Origin of the sequence: Enterococcus casseliflavus (genome assembly GCF_029215545.1) — a bacterium.
In the GTDB taxonomy this organism is placed as follows: Bacteria; Bacillota; Bacilli; order Lactobacillales; family Enterococcaceae; genus Enterococcus_D; species Enterococcus_D casseliflavus.
Window position 1 is genome coordinate 1125563 of record NZ_CP119393.1, and the last position, 18835, is coordinate 1144397.

Annotated in this window: 19 protein-coding genes and 1 riboswitch; of the genes, 17 read left to right on the forward strand and 2 right to left on the reverse strand. The window is 42.2% G+C overall.

The features are described from left to right. Nucleotides 1-20: 20 nt before the first annotated feature. From rpoD to P0G38_RS05550, 11 genes are all read left to right on the forward strand, one after another. Nucleotides 21-1127: an RNA polymerase sigma factor RpoD gene (rpoD, locus tag P0G38_RS05500; RefSeq protein WP_005229298.1), complete on the forward strand. Its 1107-nt coding sequence runs from the start codon at nucleotides 21-23 to the stop codon at nucleotides 1125-1127. Nucleotides 1128-1435: 308 nt separating this feature from the next. Continuing rightward, a complete protein-coding gene (locus P0G38_RS05505; protein ID WP_275854314.1) occupies nucleotides 1436-3331 on the forward strand; it encodes a cell division site-positioning protein MapZ family protein in 1896 nt (631 codons plus the stop codon). Nucleotides 3332-3449: 118 nt separating this feature from the next. Next, the gene (locus tag P0G38_RS05510; RefSeq protein WP_231435155.1) at nucleotides 3450-4157 is read left to right on the forward strand and encodes an AzlC family ABC transporter permease; all 708 of its coding nucleotides are present in this window, start codon (nucleotides 3450-3452) and stop codon (nucleotides 4155-4157) included. Next, a complete protein-coding gene (locus tag P0G38_RS05515; RefSeq protein WP_010749225.1) occupies nucleotides 4150-4467 on the forward strand; it encodes an AzlD domain-containing protein in 318 nt (105 codons plus the stop codon). The genes P0G38_RS05510 and P0G38_RS05515 overlap by 8 nt, the downstream gene beginning before the upstream one ends. A gap of 34 nt (nucleotides 4468-4501) precedes the next feature. Beyond that, nucleotides 4502-5365 (forward strand): CvfB family protein, encoded by an 864-nt coding sequence (locus P0G38_RS05520; RefSeq protein ID WP_015510077.1) that lies wholly within the window; start codon nucleotides 4502-4504, stop codon nucleotides 5363-5365. 111 nt (nucleotides 5366-5476) lie between these two features. Beyond that, entirely contained in the window at nucleotides 5477-5926 is a 450-nt protein-coding gene (fur, locus tag P0G38_RS05525) for a ferric iron uptake transcriptional regulator (protein WP_015510076.1), read from the forward strand. Between the two features lie 233 nt (nucleotides 5927-6159). Beyond that, a complete protein-coding gene (xerD, locus tag P0G38_RS05530) occupies nucleotides 6160-7050 on the forward strand; it encodes a site-specific tyrosine recombinase XerD (protein ID WP_015510075.1) in 891 nt (296 codons plus the stop codon). Between the two features lie 14 nt (nucleotides 7051-7064). Continuing rightward, nucleotides 7065-7814 carry a segregation/condensation protein A gene (locus P0G38_RS05535; RefSeq protein WP_005229314.1) on the forward strand — a complete coding sequence of 250 codons (750 nt, stop codon included), beginning with the start codon at nucleotides 7065-7067 and terminating at the stop codon, nucleotides 7812-7814. Further along, nucleotides 7807-8391: an SMC-Scp complex subunit ScpB gene (gene scpB, locus P0G38_RS05540; RefSeq protein WP_005229316.1), complete on the forward strand. Its 585-nt coding sequence runs from the start codon at nucleotides 7807-7809 to the stop codon at nucleotides 8389-8391. Before P0G38_RS05535 ends, scpB begins: the two co-directional genes overlap by 8 nt. 2 nt (nucleotides 8392-8393) lie before the next feature. Then, on the forward strand, nucleotides 8394-9110 hold the full coding sequence (locus P0G38_RS05545; RefSeq protein ID WP_221692970.1) for a pseudouridine synthase: 717 nt from the start codon (nucleotides 8394-8396) through the stop codon (nucleotides 9108-9110). A gap of 79 nt (nucleotides 9111-9189) precedes the next feature. Continuing rightward, nucleotides 9190-9314: riboswitch (FMN riboswitch) on the forward strand. Between the two features lie 150 nt (nucleotides 9315-9464). After that, nucleotides 9465-10058: an ECF transporter S component gene (locus P0G38_RS05550; RefSeq protein WP_016613081.1), complete on the forward strand. Its 594-nt coding sequence runs from the start codon at nucleotides 9465-9467 to the stop codon at nucleotides 10056-10058. A 57-nt stretch (nucleotides 10059-10115) separates the two neighbouring features. Here P0G38_RS05550 and P0G38_RS05555 read toward each other — a convergent pair whose 3' ends face one another. Next, nucleotides 10116-10331 (reverse strand): ferredoxin, encoded by a 216-nt coding sequence (locus P0G38_RS05555; protein WP_005237096.1) that lies wholly within the window; start codon nucleotides 10329-10331, stop codon nucleotides 10116-10118. A gap of 26 nt (nucleotides 10332-10357) precedes the next feature. Here P0G38_RS05555 and P0G38_RS05560 point away from each other — a divergent pair, with 26 nt between their 5' ends. From P0G38_RS05560 to cmk, 4 genes are all read left to right on the forward strand, one after another. Then, nucleotides 10358-11353 (forward strand): helix-turn-helix domain-containing protein, encoded by a 996-nt coding sequence (locus P0G38_RS05560; protein ID WP_275854324.1) that lies wholly within the window; start codon nucleotides 10358-10360, stop codon nucleotides 11351-11353. Further along, nucleotides 11347-12729: a RecQ family ATP-dependent DNA helicase gene (locus P0G38_RS05565; protein WP_275854327.1), complete on the forward strand. Its 1383-nt coding sequence runs from the start codon at nucleotides 11347-11349 to the stop codon at nucleotides 12727-12729. Before P0G38_RS05560 ends, P0G38_RS05565 begins: the two co-directional genes overlap by 7 nt. Before the next feature lie 72 nt (nucleotides 12730-12801). After that, a complete protein-coding gene (locus P0G38_RS05570) occupies nucleotides 12802-13419 on the forward strand; it encodes a LysM peptidoglycan-binding domain-containing protein (protein ID WP_275854329.1) in 618 nt (205 codons plus the stop codon). A gap of 105 nt (nucleotides 13420-13524) precedes the next feature. Continuing rightward, entirely contained in the window at nucleotides 13525-14196 is a 672-nt protein-coding gene (gene cmk / locus P0G38_RS05575; RefSeq protein WP_010749236.1) for a (d)CMP kinase, read from the forward strand. Between the two features lie 44 nt (nucleotides 14197-14240). On the opposite strand, the gene P0G38_RS05580 is transcribed toward cmk, so the two are convergent. Continuing rightward, a complete protein-coding gene (locus P0G38_RS05580; protein ID WP_275854126.1) occupies nucleotides 14241-15677 on the reverse strand; it encodes an IS1182 family transposase in 1437 nt (478 codons plus the stop codon). A gap of 292 nt (nucleotides 15678-15969) precedes the next feature. Between P0G38_RS05580 and rpsA the strand changes: the two genes are divergently transcribed. Together rpsA and der are read left to right on the forward strand one after the other, a co-directional pair. Continuing rightward, nucleotides 15970-17184, forward strand: a complete 1215-nt coding sequence (gene rpsA, locus P0G38_RS05585; RefSeq protein WP_087627771.1) for a 30S ribosomal protein S1 — start codon at nucleotides 15970-15972, stop codon at nucleotides 17182-17184. Nucleotides 17185-17347: 163 nt separating this feature from the next. Further along, a complete protein-coding gene (der, locus tag P0G38_RS05590) occupies nucleotides 17348-18658 on the forward strand; it encodes a ribosome biogenesis GTPase Der (protein WP_005231911.1) in 1311 nt (436 codons plus the stop codon). The last annotated feature ends 177 nt before the right edge of the window (nucleotides 18659-18835 follow it).

Here is an 18835-nt window from a genome sequence, read left to right on the forward strand (position 1 = left end):
ACTGAAAGGGGCTTTCTTTCATGGCAGAAGAAACAAAAAAAACGTATGACAAAGCAGTTGCCGAATACATCCGAGAAAACAAAACAAAGGGGCAAGTTGTTTACGATGACATTACGAATCGTTTAGCAACGCCGTATACTTTGGATGCTGATGCAATGGACAAATTAATTCAAAAACTGGAGGATTCAGGCATCAGTGTCGTGGATGAAAATGGAGAGCCTTCAGTCCATAGTCTAAAGAGCAATGAAAAACGACAAGAAACACAACCTCAAGAAGATCTGTCTGCACCAACTGGTGTGAAAATCAATGACCCCGTTCGGATGTACTTGAAAGAAATCGGTCGTGTGCCGTTATTGACCGCAGAAGAAGAAGTGGCGCTCGCACTGAAAATCGAAGAAGGCGATCAAGAGGCAAAACAGCGTTTGGCAGAAGCCAACCTACGTTTGGTCGTTAGTATTGCCAAACGTTATGTGGGTCGAGGAATGCAATTCCTTGATTTGATCCAAGAAGGAAACATGGGCTTGATGAAAGCCGTTGAGAAATTCGACTACCGCAAAGGGTTCAAATTTTCGACGTATGCGACCTGGTGGATCCGTCAAGCGATCACCCGTGCGATCGCTGACCAAGCGCGAACCATTCGTATTCCTGTGCATATGGTGGAAACCATCAACAAATTGATCCGTATTCAACGGCAATTGCTGCAAGACTTAGGGCGCGAACCGACACCAGAAGAAATCGGCGCAGAAATGGATCTGCCGACGGAAAAAGTTCGTGAAATCTTGAAGATCGCTCAAGAACCTGTTTCATTAGAAACACCGATCGGTGAAGAAGACGATTCTCATCTAGGTGATTTTATTGAAGACCAAGATGCCACAAGTCCAGCAGAGCATGCGGCTTATGAGCTGTTGAAAGAGCAGCTAGAAGATGTACTGGATACGTTGACTGACCGTGAAGAAAACGTGCTGCGCTTGCGTTTCGGAATCGATGATGGTCGTACTCGGACATTAGAAGAAGTCGGCAAAGTCTTTGGGGTAACGAGAGAACGGATTCGTCAGATCGAAGCAAAAGCATTACGGAAACTACGCCATCCATCTCGTTCAAAACAATTGAAAGATTTCTTAGAATAATCAAGGTTTATCGACTTTCCAAAGGAACCCTTTGGAAAGTCTTTTTTATTCAGATTCTGTCCTCTCGACACAAGATTGGTAAAGAACTTAATAAAAACGTAACCAAGCAAGTGTTGGCTAATTGCCAAGAATGTGATAAATTTAATTTTGTGCATCTGCATCAAAACGTAACAAACAACGAAGTGTCAAAAAAGACCCATTATTTGCTGGTCTAAAAAACGAAGCAGTAGGTACAGCAAGCGTCTGATGAAAGAGGCGACTGCTTCATAAAAGGAAATGCAAAAAACAAAAGGAGTCAGTTTGAATCAATGAAGAAGACATGTCCTGAATGTGGATTTCAAGCAATAGAAGAAACACCCGTTTGTCCCAATTGCGGGTTCCAATGGAACCAGGCAAAGGAGAATGAACTGGAACCAACATCTGACTCTTCCGTTACGCCAGAAGAGCCACAGAATAAAAATGATGATATTCGCTGGTCAGACTTTAAAAACGTCCCGATCGGAAAAATGGAGGAGCACTTAGGTGATCGGCCATCCTCAAATGAAGAAACGATCGACCTCGCGCAGCAAGGGACTTTTTCCGATGAGCAACATGTAACCCCCACATCAGCCTCTAAGAAAGAAGCTGAGGAAAAAACGGAAGTAGAAAGTTCTAGCGCAACGCAAGAGCATGCGACATCAGCCAGTGAGGAAGCAAGTGAAACCGATGCATTAAGTACGGAGGAACAGCATGACGCTGATATTTTGGCTGCTTATATCCGCCAACACAAACTTGATGAGGAAGAAAAAGCCGCTGCTCTAGAAGCAGAAGCCGCCACTGATGATTTGTCTGCTACTGAAGAAGAAAGTCAGGAACAAGCCAGTGAGGAACCTCTACTGATAAGGGAAGATGAACCAGTGACGGATCCAGTCATTGAAGAAGCGAAGAAGCAGCCAGAACCAGTGATCGATCCAATTCCTGAGCCGATCACCGCAGCGGATGAAGCACCGAAAAAGGCGACTACTGAAGAAAAAACGTCGACGCCTAGCGAAAAAAAGAAGAGTCCTCGCAAAGCACTCTATATTACAGCGGCTTGTTTATTAGTGGCAGCTGGTGGCGGTTGGGCGTATTACTATCAACAGCAGCAACAAGAAACAGCCCGAGAAACGCAACTGGCGCAAGAAAACCGTACACTCGATCAAATTGAAAATGAGCTGAATGATTTTTATACAAATGATGAACGAGTGTTCATTAAAAACGACAAAACATCAGAACAGCTGACGGCTGTGACGAATCAGTTGGCAGAGTTTCAAGACCATGAACGGTACGATGCCTTGTCACAAGAAGCTGCGACGATTGCTGACAAACTAGCAGCTTTGACCGAGATCAACAGCTATTTTAGCAGTCCTGCCGTTGTGGAGGATCAGTTGGAAGAAGTCTCATTGAAAGAAGCGGCTGCCGTTACAATGGCGAAGCGTGAGAACGGGGATGCCTTTGATGAGTTGATCAATCAAGCGATCGATATGGGGCAAAAAGAGTTCAGTGCGATCGAGGAAGTTCAAAATGCGGTGAAGAGCATGGTGGCTTTAAGTGGCGACGACGAAGCACCTGCAAGTGTCACCCGCGAGAACTACAATGCTTTAATGAAAAAAGTCCAAGCTTTACCGATCGATTCACTAGTGGAAAGTCTCACTGCTGAACTGCGCAAAGTCGATACTGCGTTGACGAAGCGTGAAACAGCTACCCAACAAGCAGCGGCGCAACAACAAGCGACCCAAGAAGCAGCACAAGCGGCGGCTTCTGAGAACAACGCTTCCGCTTCGAGCGGCGGTTCTACAAGCGCTGCGACGCCAGCACAAAGTACGTCTGAAGAAGAGTATGTGCTTTCGCCAAATACGCCAACAAATACCAATAATCAGCCAATTATTCCAGCCCGTCAAAGTGATTTGAATGATGTAAACAATAGCGCTTGGGTGTGGGCAGATGGTGTCCAAGAAAAAATCATTGCCACAGCGATTGCCCGTGGTTACGTGGTTGAAGGTGGTTATACTTTTGAACGCGTGCGGATCGTCAATGGCGAAGGCTATTACAATTTTTATGCGACAAATGCCCAAGGCAGCTTGCTTAAAGGAACGGATGATTCAGCGTTCCCGCTATACTTATTTACGGTAAACGCCAAAACTGGCTATTTCAGAGGCAATGGGAACGATCACACCGTTCGCTAAGTCTCCTGAGTCACTAGAAAACTTTCAGAGTTATTACATGCACATGTGAAAAATACTTGTTTCCCCTCCCTGTTTTCGATATGATGAAAGATAATCGTTCAAACAGGGAGGGTTTTTTGTGCAGAAAATAGAAAGATATGATCGCTTTGAAGATGGGGTCATTGCTTGTGTACCAACGATTCTTGGGTACTTAGGGATTGGTTTTGCGATGGGGGTCGTGGGAAAAGGTGTTGGGTTGTCGATTCTTGAAATTATTTTAATGTCTATTATTGTCTATGCAGGCAGTGCTCAATTTATTATTTGTGCATTACTCGCGATTCAAGCACCTTTCATGACGATCGTCGCAACCGTCTTTTTAGTGAATTTACGACATTTCTTAATGAGCTTATCAGTGGCTTCCTATTTTAAAAAGACTCCTTTGCTTTCTGCTATCGGGATTGGGACGCTTTTGACTGATGAGTCCTATGGCGTTTTGACGACGGCACTGCAACAAGACAAACCAGTCACAGCGAAATGGACCCATGGGTTGAACGTGATGGCGTATTTGAGTTGGATCTTCGCAACCTTTTTGGGCGGACTATTAGGCTCGTTTATTCCAGATCCAGAAGCGTTAGGCTTAGATTTTGCCTTGGTAGCCATGTTTGTTGGTCTTTTTTTATTTCAAGTAGAGCGACCCCTCAAGAAGAAAACCCAGCAAACGCTCTTCGTACTCGGGGCAGTTGTGGGGACATTGATTTTATTTATGCGTTTTTCTACTGCTGAGATCGCGGTAATTGCTGCGACCTTGGCAGGATGTTTGGTTGGGACGGTGACACATCATGACTAATTTTGTTATACTAATGCTAGCATGTGGGTTGGTTACTTGGATTCCGCGGATCGTTCCTTTTTTATTTTCTAAAAAGCTCGTATTCCCGAAACCTTTCACCATCTTTTTGAGTTACTTGCCGTTGTGTATTTTGGCGGCATTGTTGGTTCAAAATTTGCTGATCTTTCGAGAAGGGCAATTTCCCATCTTGAAAGTCAAAGAAACTGTTGCCTGTATCCCAGCATTGTTGGTGGGGTATTATACAAAAGATTTGATGAAGATCGTTATCACAGGCGTTATTGCTATGGCACTGCTGCGTTTCTTTTTCTAGCAACGGGCAGTTTTTATGAAGAAGGAGAGAATAGATGAAAGACTTATTAGCATCCGTATTTAGCGGATTGATCATTGATGAAAATGAACAGAATTATTTTGTTCAAAAAGGCGGGGTTACCTTCCGACTAGCCAAGGAAGAAGGCGAACATCATTTAGGTGAAGCCGTCGAAGGGTTTGGCTATCAAAACCAAAAGCAAGAAAATGTACTCACTACGAATATTCCGAAAAGCCGCAAAGGGCATTATGCCTTTGGTACAGTCACAGGAAGCCGTCGCGACTTAGGCGTTTTCGTCGATATCGGTTTAAAAGACAAGGACATGGTGGTTTCATTAGATGAATTGCCAACAATGCGGGAACTTTGGCCCAAAAAAGGCGATCGTTTGATGGTCAGCTTGCGCGTCGACGACAAAGAGCGTATATGGGCTTCGTTAGCAGATGAGAAAATCTTCAAGGCACTGAGTAAGAATGGTACGGAACAGATGAAGAATCAAGATGTTACAGGTACCGTGTATCGCTTAAAACTAGCGGGAACCTACTTATTGACGGATGATTTTTATATTGGCTTCGTCCACCCATCAGAGCGCTATCAAGAGCCGCGTCTTGGGGAAGTTGTCAAAGGACGAGTGATCGGGGTTCGTCCAGATGGCGTCTTGAACCTTTCATTGAAACCAAGAGCCCACGAGGCGATTTCAAATGATGCCGCCATGGTCCTAACCTTTTTAGAACGAGCGCCAGAAAATAAAATTCCTTTTACCGATAAATCAGCACCAGAAGAGATTTTACAAACGTTTGGTATTAGTAAAGGCCAATTTAAACGGGCGTTAGGAACCTTGATGAAACAGCGTTTGATTGAGCAAAAAGACGGCTTTACGATTCTTGTTAAAAAACCTAATTGAGAATACTTGTTTCTTTTGCTGTTCTAATTTATAATGATTACAATGTTTGTCTTGGGTGATTCTCACTCAAATTAGAATCGTTATAAATTAGCGGCATACACGGAGGCAACTATGAACACAACAGCAGCGTTAAAAAAGACCAAGAAACAATTGCACGAGTCGGGGTTCAAATTAACTCCTCAGCGAGAAGCGACGTTGTTGGTCTTATTAGAAAATGAGAAAGATCATTTATCCGCCGAAGAGATTTTTTTCTTTGTGCGCAAAAAAAATTCTGAGATTGGCTTAGCAACCGTCTATCGAACATTGGAGATTTTGACGGATTTGAAAATCGTCGATAAAGTCAGTTTTAATGACGGTGTCGCTCGTTATGACCTACGTAAAGAAGGCGCCAAACATTTCCATCATCACTTGTTGTGTTTGGAATGCGGCAATATCGAAGAGGTTGAAGAGGATCTGTTGGGCACAGTCGAAGAGATCGTCGAACAAAAGTACCATTTTTTAGTAAAGGATCATCGGTTGACATTTCATGGTGTCTGCCAAAAATGCCAAAACAAAGCCTAGTGTCTGTAGCTGGGCAATTTGAAAAGATTTTGTTATCACCCGAATGATAGTCAGATGGTTTCAATAGGAAGAGTGTCCTTTTTTCCGATTTGAAAGAAACCAAAAAATCTGCTATGATTCGGGTGTTTCCTTGGGAAAAAGATACGGGTAAATGCCTCTTTTTTGTTGGCAAGCTACTATCTAAACGAGCCAGAATTTGATATGATAAAAAAGCTGAAAGTAGAGGAAGCCCCATGAACGAACAAATTATTGATTATCTTCATTATTTGACCATTGAGCGCGGGCTATCCCAAAATACCCGTGCCAGCTACCAGCGGGATCTGCAACAGTATCTTGCGTTTTTACAAAAAAAACAAGTGACGCAGTGGCAACAGATTGACCGAGTGATCGTTTTGTCTTTTTTGCAAAGTTTGCAAGAGGCGGGAAAATCCTCGGCAACCGTGATTCGGATGGTTTCCAGTTTGCGAAGATTCCATCAATATTTGCGTCAAGAACGGTTGACCGATCATGATCCGATGCAGCATATTGATTCGCCGAAAAAACAGCAGAAGCTACCTGACACTTTGAGTTTGCAGGAAGTGGAGCGCTTGATCGAAACACCAGATACTCGAGCGGTGTTGGGCATTCGCGATCGAGCGATTTTGGAAGTGATGTATGCGACAGGTTTGCGCGTCAGCGAGTTGATCGGTTTGAAATTGAATGATTTGCATTTAAGTATGGGCTTGTTGCAAACAACCGGGAAAGGCGACAAAGAACGGATCGTCCCATTAGGGGATTTAGCGATTCAATGGATCGAAACGTATCTCAGCGATGCACGTCCGTATTTGACGAGAAAAACACCGGATGAAAGCCACCTGTTTGTAAACAACCATGGCACGCAGCTGTCTCGTCAAGGAATCTGGAAAAATTTAAAAGCCTTGGTTCGACAAGCTGGGATCACCAAAAATGTGACTCCCCATACGTTGCGCCATAGTTTTGCGACTCATCTATTAGAAAACGGCGCAGATCTGCGAACGGTTCAAGAGCTGTTAGGACACGCAGATATCTCGACCACTCAGATTTACACGCATATAACGAAGAAACGGATGACGGAAGTGTACAAGCAGCACTTTCCGCGCGCCTAGAAATCGAGGATGGAATGGAAGAAATCAAAATAAAATTAGCTGTCTTTGAAGGACCGTTGGATTTGCTGCTTCATTTGATCAAAAAACTGGAAATCGATGTTTATGACATTCCAGTTGCAACCATCACCGAACAATACATGCAGTATATCCATGCCATGAAAATTTTAGAATTAGAAGTCGCTGGTGAATATTTAGTCATGGCGGCAACTCTGATGGCGATCAAAAGCCAGATGCTGTTACCGAAACAAGAGCTGATTGCTGAAGTGGAAGAGTACGAAGAAGATCCACGGGATATGCTGGTGGCACAGCTGCTAGAATACCGCAAATTTAAGTATGCAGCCGAGCAGCTTTCCGAAAAAGCGGAAGAGCGAAGTTTGTATTATACGAAAGATCCGATGGATGTCGATGAATACAAAGAGGAAGAAGATCAGTTAAGAGCCAATCAATTCAATACGATCGATCTCTTTTTGGCTTTTCAAAAAATGATCGAGAAAAAGAAAAATCGCCAAGTACTAGAAACCAAAATTTCTCCTGATGAAAGCACCATCGATGAAAAGATGGCGGCGATTCAGCTGGAGATGCAACATGTCAGTGCCAAAAAAGGCCGCAGCTTTGATTCGTTTTTTACGACCTACAATAAAACAGAAGTTGTGGTAACTTTTATGGCACTATTAGAATTAATGAAAAAAGGAACGATTCGAGTAGAGCAAACAGACAATTATGCGTCGATTCTGCTCTATCCAACAGGTAAAGAAGATGAGTAAATATAGTGAATTAGAAGCGATCTTATTCGTCGTCGGTGATGAGGGGATCGGACTTGAAGAATTGAGTTACTTAGTCAAAAGCAATACTGCCAGTGTCTATCAGCATTTGCAGGAACTAAATCAGCAATATGAAGAAAATGAACATACTGCGTTGCATATTCTTGAAGTGGGCAATCATTTCATTTTGACCACCAAGAAACAATTTGCCCCTTTATTGAAGAAATATGCTGAATCACCGATGGGCAGCTCGTTGTCTCAGGCCGCTTTAGAAACGTTGTCGATCATTGCTTACAAGCAGCCGATCACTCGGATGGAAGTAGAAGAGATCCGCGGCGTCCAATCTAGCGGATCGGTTCAAAAATTGGTGGCAAAACGACTGATTGAAGAAAAAGGCCGCGTTGACGGACCAGGACGAGCGATCCTATATGGTACGACGGAATACTTTATGGATTATTTTGGCTTAAAAAGTTTGGCTGAATTACCCGATATCCAATCCATGGAAGATGAACTTGAAGAAGATGCACCGTTTGATCTTTTTTACGACCGCTACAAACAAGCAGAAACAGAAGGAGAATGAAGATGGAACGTTTGCAAAAAGTGATTGCCCATGCTGGCATCACCTCAAGAAGAAAAGCTGAAGGATTGATAACTGAAGGCCGAGTGCGTGTCAACGGGCAAGTGATCAAAGAATTAGGGGTCCAAGTTAGCTCAAAAGATGTTGTTGAAGTCGATGGTGTACCAATCGAACAAGAACAACACGTCTATTATCTATTCTACAAACCTCGTGGTGTGATCTCAGCTGTAACGGATGATAAAAAGCGCAAAGTCGTTTTGGATTATTTTGCTGAAGTCCCTGAACGGGTGTATCCAGTCGGCCGCTTGGACTATGATACCTCCGGTTTGCTGCTACTGACAAATGATGGGGAATTATCACAGACACTGATGCATCCAAAACACGAAGTCGAAAAAGTGTATGTTGCCAAGGTCAAAGGCATTGCGGATAAAAAGCAACTGCTCCCATTGACAAAAGGAATTCGGATCGAAGGGCGTAAGACCGCGCCTGCTCGCTTTGAAATCTTATCGACAGACCAAACGGCACAATCTAGTATTGTGCAATTGACGATCCACGAAGGTCGCAATCATCAAGTCAAAAACATGCTAAAAGCAGTTGGTTTGCCTGTGCAAAAACTAAAACGGGAAAACTATGGTCCGTTAGATTTAAAAGGTCTTCGTCCAGGGGAATACCGAGAGTTGTCGAAGAAAGAAGTCAGCCAGCTGAAAAACAGTGCAAAATAGTTGAAAAGTATCTGAAAACGTAACTATTGTTAATTTTTAGATTTTGTGTATAATAGAACATGTAATAAATAGAATAAAGGTTCGTCTTCAGGGGCAGGGTGCAATTCCCGACCGGTGGTTATAGTCCACGACCTATTTCTTCGGAAATAGCTGAATCGGTGAAATTCCGATACCGACAGTACAGTCTGGATAAAGAAGATAGAGCGTATTTGATTTGCTTATGGCTATTTCGAATGCCCTCTTTTTTCCCTGTGGAAAAAAGAGGGCATTTTTTGTCTGGCGCCGACAAGAAAGCCGAGGAAATTTAATAGGTTCGTTTGAAGAGGAATCCTGAACTTAGGAGGATTTATACTGATGAACAACAAAACAAGAAAAATGGTGACGATCGCCATGTGTGCTGCTATGGGAACAATTTTGCAATTTATCGCTTTTCCAATTTTTCCGGCATTCAGCTTTTTAAAGATCGATTTTAGTGATATTCCCGTGATGATCATGATGTTTTTATTTGGTCCTTGGAGTGGGGTAGTGACTGCCTTCATTCGTTCGGTCCTGCATTTGTTCTTATCTGGTTTTTCACCTGCTGATATGGTGGGAGATACGGCAAGCTTTTTAGCATCATGTGCCTTTACTTTGCCAATGTACTACTTTTTCCGCAAAGGTATCCACACCAAAAACAAAATGGTTGGTGTCATCAGCGGTATCTTGTCGGTAACGATTTTTATGAGTGTGGCGAACCTATTTGTGATCACACCGCTTTATCTACGCTTTTTCGGGGTCACAGCCGATCAATTTTTAGGGATGTCTTTGCCGCAATATGTGGCGATCGGGATTTTACCCTTCAATTTGGTTAAAGGAGCGATCGTCAGTGCCGTCTTTTTAGCACTACATGCCAAACTGCTCCCATGGTTGGCTCGTAAGCAGCCCCATCATTCTGCTATAGGAAAATAAAAAATGAGCCGACTTGCTGTGGCAGACGAAAGGTCTGTTAATGGCAGGTCGACTTTTTTATTTTTCTATAAGGATCGCTCTGGTGGGGCATTTGCGATAAGCAGTTTTGACTTTTTCTTGTTGCTCTTCTATGATAAACTGTTGCCGTGCACTCGGTTCTTGGGCAAATAAAACGATCCCATCTTCATCATAATCGAAGATCTCGGGAGCATAGATCGCACATAGTCCACAAGCAATGCAGCGCTCAGGAACAATTTTACAGCGTTGTGACATTTTTTAGTCCTTTCTGGGAGGAAGATATGGATTCTTTTATTTTAGCGCTGTTTTCTGATACTGACAAGTTGCGTCCATCGACACTTTATCAAATTCTCATTGGTAAGCGTACTAGCTCTGTCTTGAGTTATGCCTTTTTTTATGATCGCTTAGGTCTCTTTCAATCGTTGCCCCAGTTGAATGAGAAAGCGTATCAACAGACGCTCGCTGACTTGATCCAACGAGGGGCTCTAAGTCGAGATTCAGATGGTCTGCTGCTCAAAACGACTGCTAGAAACAGCCAGCAGCCAGGTGAACGATTGTTGCGTTATGCGAATTACTTTCGTTATGGACGAACGACGGAGGAGGCTTGGCGTTTTGTTCGGCTGCTGGTTCAAGCAGCTGCGTATCAAGGCGTGACCAATCAGTATATTCCCGTTGAAAACACGCCACTCTATACAGAACCTGTCCGTCAGCTGATCCGTCACAATCCTGACATCAAAAAGTGCTTGTATCAAGAGCTAACAGCAATTTTTGACCAGCTTCCCGCAGAAGTGGCAGATTTTTTAGCGGGCACCTTATCTGGTCCAGATATTCTAGGGCAGGCGTTTTTTCAGCTTTTACCAGAAAATGTTCAAAGTAAGCCTTGGGACACTCTTTATGTAGGAGCTTCGATCCATCAATTTTTAACCTTGATCGAAAAAACGCCCCAGACGATCCTGTTTCGAGGATTGTCGCCTTTTCTAAAGAGAAGTTTAAACCAAAGCATGGTGGAAAGCCGAGCATTGTTTTTGCGAGGCGATTCTGTCGAGCAGATTATGGAAAAAAGAAGGATTAAACGAGGAACTGTTAATGATCATTTGATTGAGTGGGCATTGCTTGATCCCACGTTTCCTTTTCAGCGCTTTGATACAGCGTTGTTGAAAAAGCTGCCAGAAGCTTCTTGGAAAAATAGCTATCAAGAATTACAGGCGCTTCTTACGACTGATTTTTTGACGATTCGTTTGTTACAGATTGCTCAGAAGCGGGGGATTCGATGTTAGAAGATGCACTGAATCAGTATTTTGGTTTCAAAACATTCCGCCAAGGACAAAAAGAAGTCATCGAAAGTGTTTTAGCACAGCAAGATACGTTAGCGATTCTGCCTACTGGGAATGGCAAAAGTCTGTGCTATCAGCTGCCAGGGTACCTAGTAGACGGGATCGTGATCATTATCTCGCCGTTAGTCTCTTTGATGGAAGATCAAGTCTACGGCTTACAAAAGCAAGGGGAAAAACGCGCGATTGCGTTTAATAGTCAATTGGACCTTGCTGATCGCCAGTATGTGATGCAGCATTTGCAGAAGTACAAGTTTTTGTTTTTAAGTCCAGAAATGATCGTACAAGAAGCTGTTTTGCATCAATTGGAACAGGTTAAGATCGCCATGCTCGTGGTGGATGAAGCCCATTGTGTTTCGCAATGGGGCATTGATTTTCGACCAGAGTACTTGCAGCTTGGTGAAGTTAAGAAACGCTTGATGGCACCCGTCACGTTAGCCTTGACGGCTACTGCAACAGCGCAAGTTGAAGCAGACATTCGGCAAGTGTTGTTAGCAAAGAACGCCAATGTCTACCGTTATTCGATGAACCGCAGCAATATCGGCTTGTTCGTAGAGCAAACAACAGACAAAGATGCGGCATTAGCAGACTATCTCAGCCGCTTAGGCGGGGCTGGGATCATCTACTGTTCCACAAGAAGCAAAGTCGAAGAAGTCTATAACAAACTGCGTCAGCGCTATTTGGTAGGCTATTATCATGGTGGTCTCGCGAGTGATCAAAGAAAAACGTTGCAGCAGCAGTTTTCTCAGAATAAATTAAAATTACTCGTTGCTACCAATGCCTTTGGGATGGGGATCAATAAGGAAGATATTCGCTTTGTGATCCATTATGATCTACCTGATTCGTTAGAGAATTACAGTCAAGAAATCGGGCGAGCTGGTCGTGACGGCAAACAAAGCAATGCGATTTTGCTTTATCAGGAACATGATGAGCAGATCCATTACTTCTTTCAGCGAGAAAACAAAGAAGAACGCCGTGCTTTAGAACGAATGGTTCAGGAGAAGAGGAAAGAACCCTTGACACCGTTGCAAGAAAAGTGGCAGCAAAAAATGAAGGAGTTGGGGGCTTCCTTTTGGCTGGAAACGTTAAAACAAAACGAACAGCAAAAGCAAGAACAATTACAAAAAATGTTGGCTTATATACATTTTACAGGTTGTCGCCGACAATTTTTACTGGCGCATTTCGGAGAGGAAGCCCAGGAGAATCCTTATTGTTGCGACAATGACGGGATCGAAATAGCGGGTGAAGAACAGCTGCCCCAGAAAAAAGAAGCCCATCATTGGCAGGAACGTTTAATAAAAATTTTTAAAGATATAAATTGAATCGTATTTTGTAGGACAGTTTTTATTTACCTATGGTATAATACATCGGAAGGAAACTAGGAGGGAATACGAGTGAGCAAGAAAGACAATGACTACAATTCAGAAAATCAAGAACCGTGGGAACAACCAATCTATGATACAGAATACGATGATTCTGCATCAAGATCCCAACAAAGAAAACAAAAGCGTGGGAATTCACTCTTTTTGACGATCGTGTTAGTTTTGCTTTTCTTGATCGTGGCAATTCCGGTTGGTGCCGGTATTTGGGTATTGAACCACAACAATGATGCCCCGATCGCAGCAAGTTCGAGCAGTACTGTAGAAAGTACGACTGAGTCTTCAACAACCGAATCATCAACGACGGAATCATCCACTACGGAATCGACAAGTGAAACGAGTTCGTCAACAAGTGAATCAAGTTCTTCTAGCAGTTTTTCTGCGCCAGCTTCATCAACACCTTCAAGCAGTGAGCCGGCACAAGAACAAAACAATGCTGGACAAGATACTACCCAAAATAACCAAGGGCAAGGCGCTGCTGGTAATGAACAGTATACCACTGTGCAAGCAGGTGAAGGTCCTGAACAAGTGGCAGCTCGTACAGGTATCTCAGTTGAAACCCTATATCAATTAAATGGGATTGATCCGAACAACTACATGCTTTACCCTGGCGACACGTTAAGAGTTAAATAAAAAACCGCTTTGGCGGTTTTTTTTCTTGAAAGAGAGAAGCCAAGGTGGACGATAAGCAGAAACGATGAAGGAATACACATCGTTGGGAAACGAGGAGTAAGAAAAATGAAAAAAATCAACATCGCTATTGATGGTCCTGCGTCATCTGGGAAAAGCACAGTGGCAAAAATCATCGCGAATGACCTGGGATTTATTTATACGGATACTGGTGCCATGTATCGAAGCATCACGTATTTAGCTTTAAAAACGGGCTGTTCACTTGAAGATGAAGCGGCGATCGCTGCTTTGATCGATCAATACCCCATCACTTTTGAACCGACTGAACACGGTCAAGAGGTCTTTGCAGGAGGAGAGCAAGTCACAGAAGCGATCCGTCAGCCAGAAGTAACCAACGCAGTTTCGAAGGTGTCGGCATACCCTGCGATCCGCGAAAAACTCGTCCAACAACAGCAGATGATCGCTAAAGATGGCGGTGTCGTGATGGATGGCCGCGATATTGGTACGGCGGTTTTACCACAAGCAGAAGTCAAGATTTTTCTGGTAGCAAGTGTGGAAGAACGCGCACAGCGCCGTTTTAAAGAAAATCAGCAAAAAGGGATCAAAACCGATTATGAGACGTTGAAAGAAGAGATCCAGCAAAGAGATTATCTGGATTCTCACAGAGAAGTCTCCCCTTTGAAACAAGCGGAGGATGCGGTTCGAATCGATACGTCTGGTTTAACGATCGAGCAAGTCGTCGAAGCAATCAAAAAAACCATCAAAGAAAAAATTGATTAACAAAAACAATGGGTGTTCCCCATTGTTCAGACTGTAGACAAACCTTATACAAACATGAGGTTTGTCTTTTTTCTATGTAATATTCTATGGATAATCGATAGATTAGGCAGTTTTCCTTTAGGAAAACGTCTCTTTTGCGCTCTGATCCTTTTTATTTTTGCCAGCTTTTTCATATTAAGACACGCAAAAGTAAGCCCAATTTTCATGTGCATTTTTTCAATTCCTATTTGATTGGTATAACGTAACCCATGAAATTCTTTTGCTGTCCCAAAAATTCGTTCAATGGTTTCTTTTCTCTTTTTATAAAGTTCTTTGAACCAACTTTGATGGCGTATCTCTTCACAGGTCTCTATAGCTTCAGCCCAAATGTGTCTAGTGATTACTTTGGTATGATTTTTTGAGTTGGTACACTTAGACAAGAAAGGACAATTTTTACAATCCTTTGGATTGCTTTTGTATTCGATATATCCTTTGCGATTGGTAGTGGCATAAGAGAGTATTTTATTATTGGGACAGATATAACAATTATAGTAATCGTCATAAACATATTCATGTTTCTTGAAATAGCCTTTTTTAGTCATAGGACGTTTGTATGGGAAAATTGGGGTCAATTTATGTTCGAGTAGTAAATGTGCAATTGCTGGTGTCTTATACCCAGCATCCATAATTAATTTTTCTAGGGGAAAAGCTCCTTTGAGCTTGTTAAATAAAGAAACAAACGTACGACTGTCATGAAAGTTCCCTGGGTGTGTAGTATAACCTAATATCCATCCATGTTTATCACACGCCACTTGTGAGCTATAGGCAAAAACTTCTTTGTGTTCACCTTTATGAAACCAACCACTTTCAGGATCAGTCGTACTTCTTTTTTTCAAGGAAGTTTTACTTTCTGCGTTTGTTTCTTTTAAGGGCTTTTTTAAATGTTTTTCTCGATTCTTGGTGATTTCTTTTGTCAGCTTATCTGTATAAAAAACAGCTTGTTCCATTACTTCGACAGATTCTTTTTTGTTACGATTCGCATGTGCTTTAATATGCGTACTATCAATAAATACTTCGGAAGTATCTACGATACCTTCAGCGATACATTGTTCTAGAATTTCATAAAAAATTTTTTCAAAGAGATCTGTTCCTTTGAACCGTCGCGTATAGTTTTTACCAAATGTTGAAAAATGAGGAACAGGATCTTCTAAACTCAAACCTAAAAACCAGCGATAAGCGATATTCACTTCTATTTCTTTTATTGTTTGTCTCATACTTTTAATACCAAATAGATATTGAATCATTGGTAATTTAATTAGAAGAATAGGATCCAAGCTAGGACGTCCTTGGATTTCATCGTATTTCTCTTTAACCAATTCATAAATAAAGGAGAAATCAATACATTGATCTATTTGCCGAAATAAATGGTCCTGTGGGACCAAGTCTTCAAGAGAAAAGAAACCGATTTGTGCGCGTTTACTCATATCTTGTTTTGAGAGCATCTGGATACACCTCCAATTGATACTCTTATTTTAACGGATAAAAAAAGACAAAGCACTAAAAACTAGTACTTTGTCTACAGTCTGAACAATGGGTGTTCCCCATTGTTTTTTTATTTTTCGAAACCAAAAGATGAAAGTGAGTAAGAAAACAGAGGTGAAAAGACTTTTTTAACGAAAAAACCGTAGTTTTTTAGGAAAATAAGAGAAATCGCTTTATTTTTTTTTCATTCTATTTTAAACTAAAAGATGTAGTGCAATTATTGCAGAATTGTTGGTTAGGAGGACATGAGAGATGACAGAATTTGAAAATAATCAGGTTGAGAGTGGAAATGAATCAATGGAAGCCGCTTTAGACAATTTCCAAGAAGTAAAAGTTGGAGATATCGTTAAAGGTGAGGTATTGGCCATTGAGGATAAACAAGCGATCGTAGGGATCGAAGGCGCCGGCGTTGAAGGCGTTGTTCCTGCAAAAGAATTATCAACTTTACCTGTTGAAGACATCAACGAAGCAGTCAAAATTGGGGATGTCTTAGAATTGGTTGTGATTTCAGCAATTGGTAAAGACAAAGAAAACGGCAGCTATCTCCTTTCTAAACGTCGCTTAGACGCGAAAAAAGTTTGGGAAGATATCGAAAAAGATTTCCAAGAAGGAAAAATCATTGAAGCACCAGTCACCAACGTCGTTAAGGGCGGGTTAGTGGTTGATGTAGGTGTTCGTGGGTTTGTCCCAGCATCAATGGTCGAAGACCATTTTGTTGCGGATTTCGAAGATTACAAAGGGAAAACATTGACCTTCAAAATCGTTGAGATCGAGCCTTCAGAAAACCGTTTGATCCTTTCTCATAAAGCAGTTGTCGAAGCAGAAAAAGCAAAACAAAAAGAAGCTTTATTAGCTGATTTATATGAAGGACAAGAAGTAGAAGGAAAAGTAGCGCGTTTGACCGACTTTGGTGCCTTCGTAGACCTTGGCGGCATCGATGGACTTGTCCATGTCTCTGAAATTTCTCATGGACATGTTGGCAAACCTAGTGATGTTTTATCTGTTGGCGATACCGTCAATGTGCGTATCTTATCTGTTGATGCAGACAAAGAACGTGTGTCACTTTCGATCAAAGACACATTGCCTGGACCTTGGACCAATATTGAAGAGCAAGCGGCTGTTGGCAGTGTCTTGACGGGGACTGTTAAACGCTTGACAAGCTTCGGTGCGTTTGTGGAAGTCTTCCCAGGTGTTGAAGGGCTGATCCATATCTCACAAATCTCCCATAAACACATTGCGACACCACATGAAGTCTTACAAGAAGGTGATGAAGTGCAAGTGAAAGTGCTTGAAGTGAACCCTTCAGAACACCGAATCGCATTAAGTATCAAAGCATTAGAAAAAGCCGAAAACACCAATGAAACACAAGAGGTTTCAGAGGACGACTATCAATTGCCAGAAGAATCAACTGGTTTTACTATGGGTGATATCTTAGGTGATGCCTTAAAAGACAGCGACGAAGAGTAATTGTATGCCATCAGCTTATAACGATTCGATGTTTGAATTTGTTATAAGCTGGTTTTTTGTTTGCCAGGAAAGCTTGCAACTTTCCATGGCTTTAGGTAAACTAAGTAAGATTGAATACAAGAAGCAGCGTACAAGGACTGCTTTTTTAAATGGAGGGTAAAAAATGTCAAATCCAACAATAGCGATCGTTGGACGTCCGAATGTGGGGAAATCGACCATTTTCAACCGGATAGCTGGAGAACGAATTTCGATCGTTGAGGATACTCCAGGAGTGACCAGAGATCGTATTTATGCCACCGGTGAATGGCTAGGCCGTGAGTTTAGCGTAATCGATACAGGTGGGATCGATTTAAGTGATGAGCCGTTTATGGATCAAATCAAGCATCAAGCAGAAATCGCCATCGATGAAGCAGATGTCATTGTTTTTATTACGAGTGCTCGTGAAGGAGTAACCGATGCTGATGAGCTTGTGGCTCGTTTGCTGTACAAAAGCAACAAACCCGTGATTTTAGCGGTCAACAAAGTTGATAATCCCGAGATGCGTACCGACATCTATGAATTTTATGGTTTGGGTCTAGGCGATCCATACCCAATCTCAGGAAGTCATGGATTAGGGATCGGGGATGTTCTTGATGAAGCAGTCAAACACTTCACCAATGAAGCAGAAGAAGAAGATGATTCCATCATCAAGTTTAGTTTGATTGGTCGTCCAAATGTCGGTAAATCCTCTTTGATCAATGCAATTCTAGGGGAAGAGCGAGTGATCGTTTCTGATATCGAAGGAACGACTCGTGATGCGATCGATACCCATTTTACCAGCGAAAGCGGTCAAGAATTTACCATGATTGATACCGCCGGCATGCGTAAAAAAGGGAAGGTCTACGAGTCTACTGAAAAATACAGTGTCATGCGGGCGATGCGGGCCATTGAACGCTCAGACGTCGTCTTGATGGTCTTGAACGCTGAAGAAGGGATTCGCGAGCAAGACAAACGGATCGCTGGCTATGCCCATGAAGCAGGCCGTGGAATCATTATTGTTGTCAATAAATGGGATACATTGAAAAAAGAAACGAATACGATGCGTGATTTTGAAGAAGAAATCAGAGACGAATTCCAATATTTGGATTACGCGCCAATCATTTTTGTTTCCGCAGTGACGAAACAGCGCTTGAATAAGCTGCCGCAATTGATTGAAGAAGTCAGCATGAATCAAAACATGCGTATTCCATCTGCGTTGTTGAATGACGTCATTATGGACGCTGTGGCGATCAACCCAACCCCAACAGACAAAGGCAAACGTTTGAAGATTTTTTATGCGACGCAAGTAGCTGTCAAACCGCCAACTTTTGTTATTTTTGTCAACGAAGAAGAACTGATGCATTTCTCTTATGCACGTTTCTTAGAAAATCAAATCCGCAAGGCATTCACTTTTGAAGGAACGCCGATTCGGATCATTCCTCGCAGAAGAAAATAGAGATTTTATCATACTTTGTTTCTTTTTACAAAGAAATCTGTCCTTTTCTAGAAAAATGGGAAAAAACCAAAAAAAAACCCCCTAAAAACGTTAAAATCCTTGATATTACAAGGTTCTTATGATAACGTTATATCAGAATATTGATGGTAATCAATATTTGACAAAAACCTTGGACCA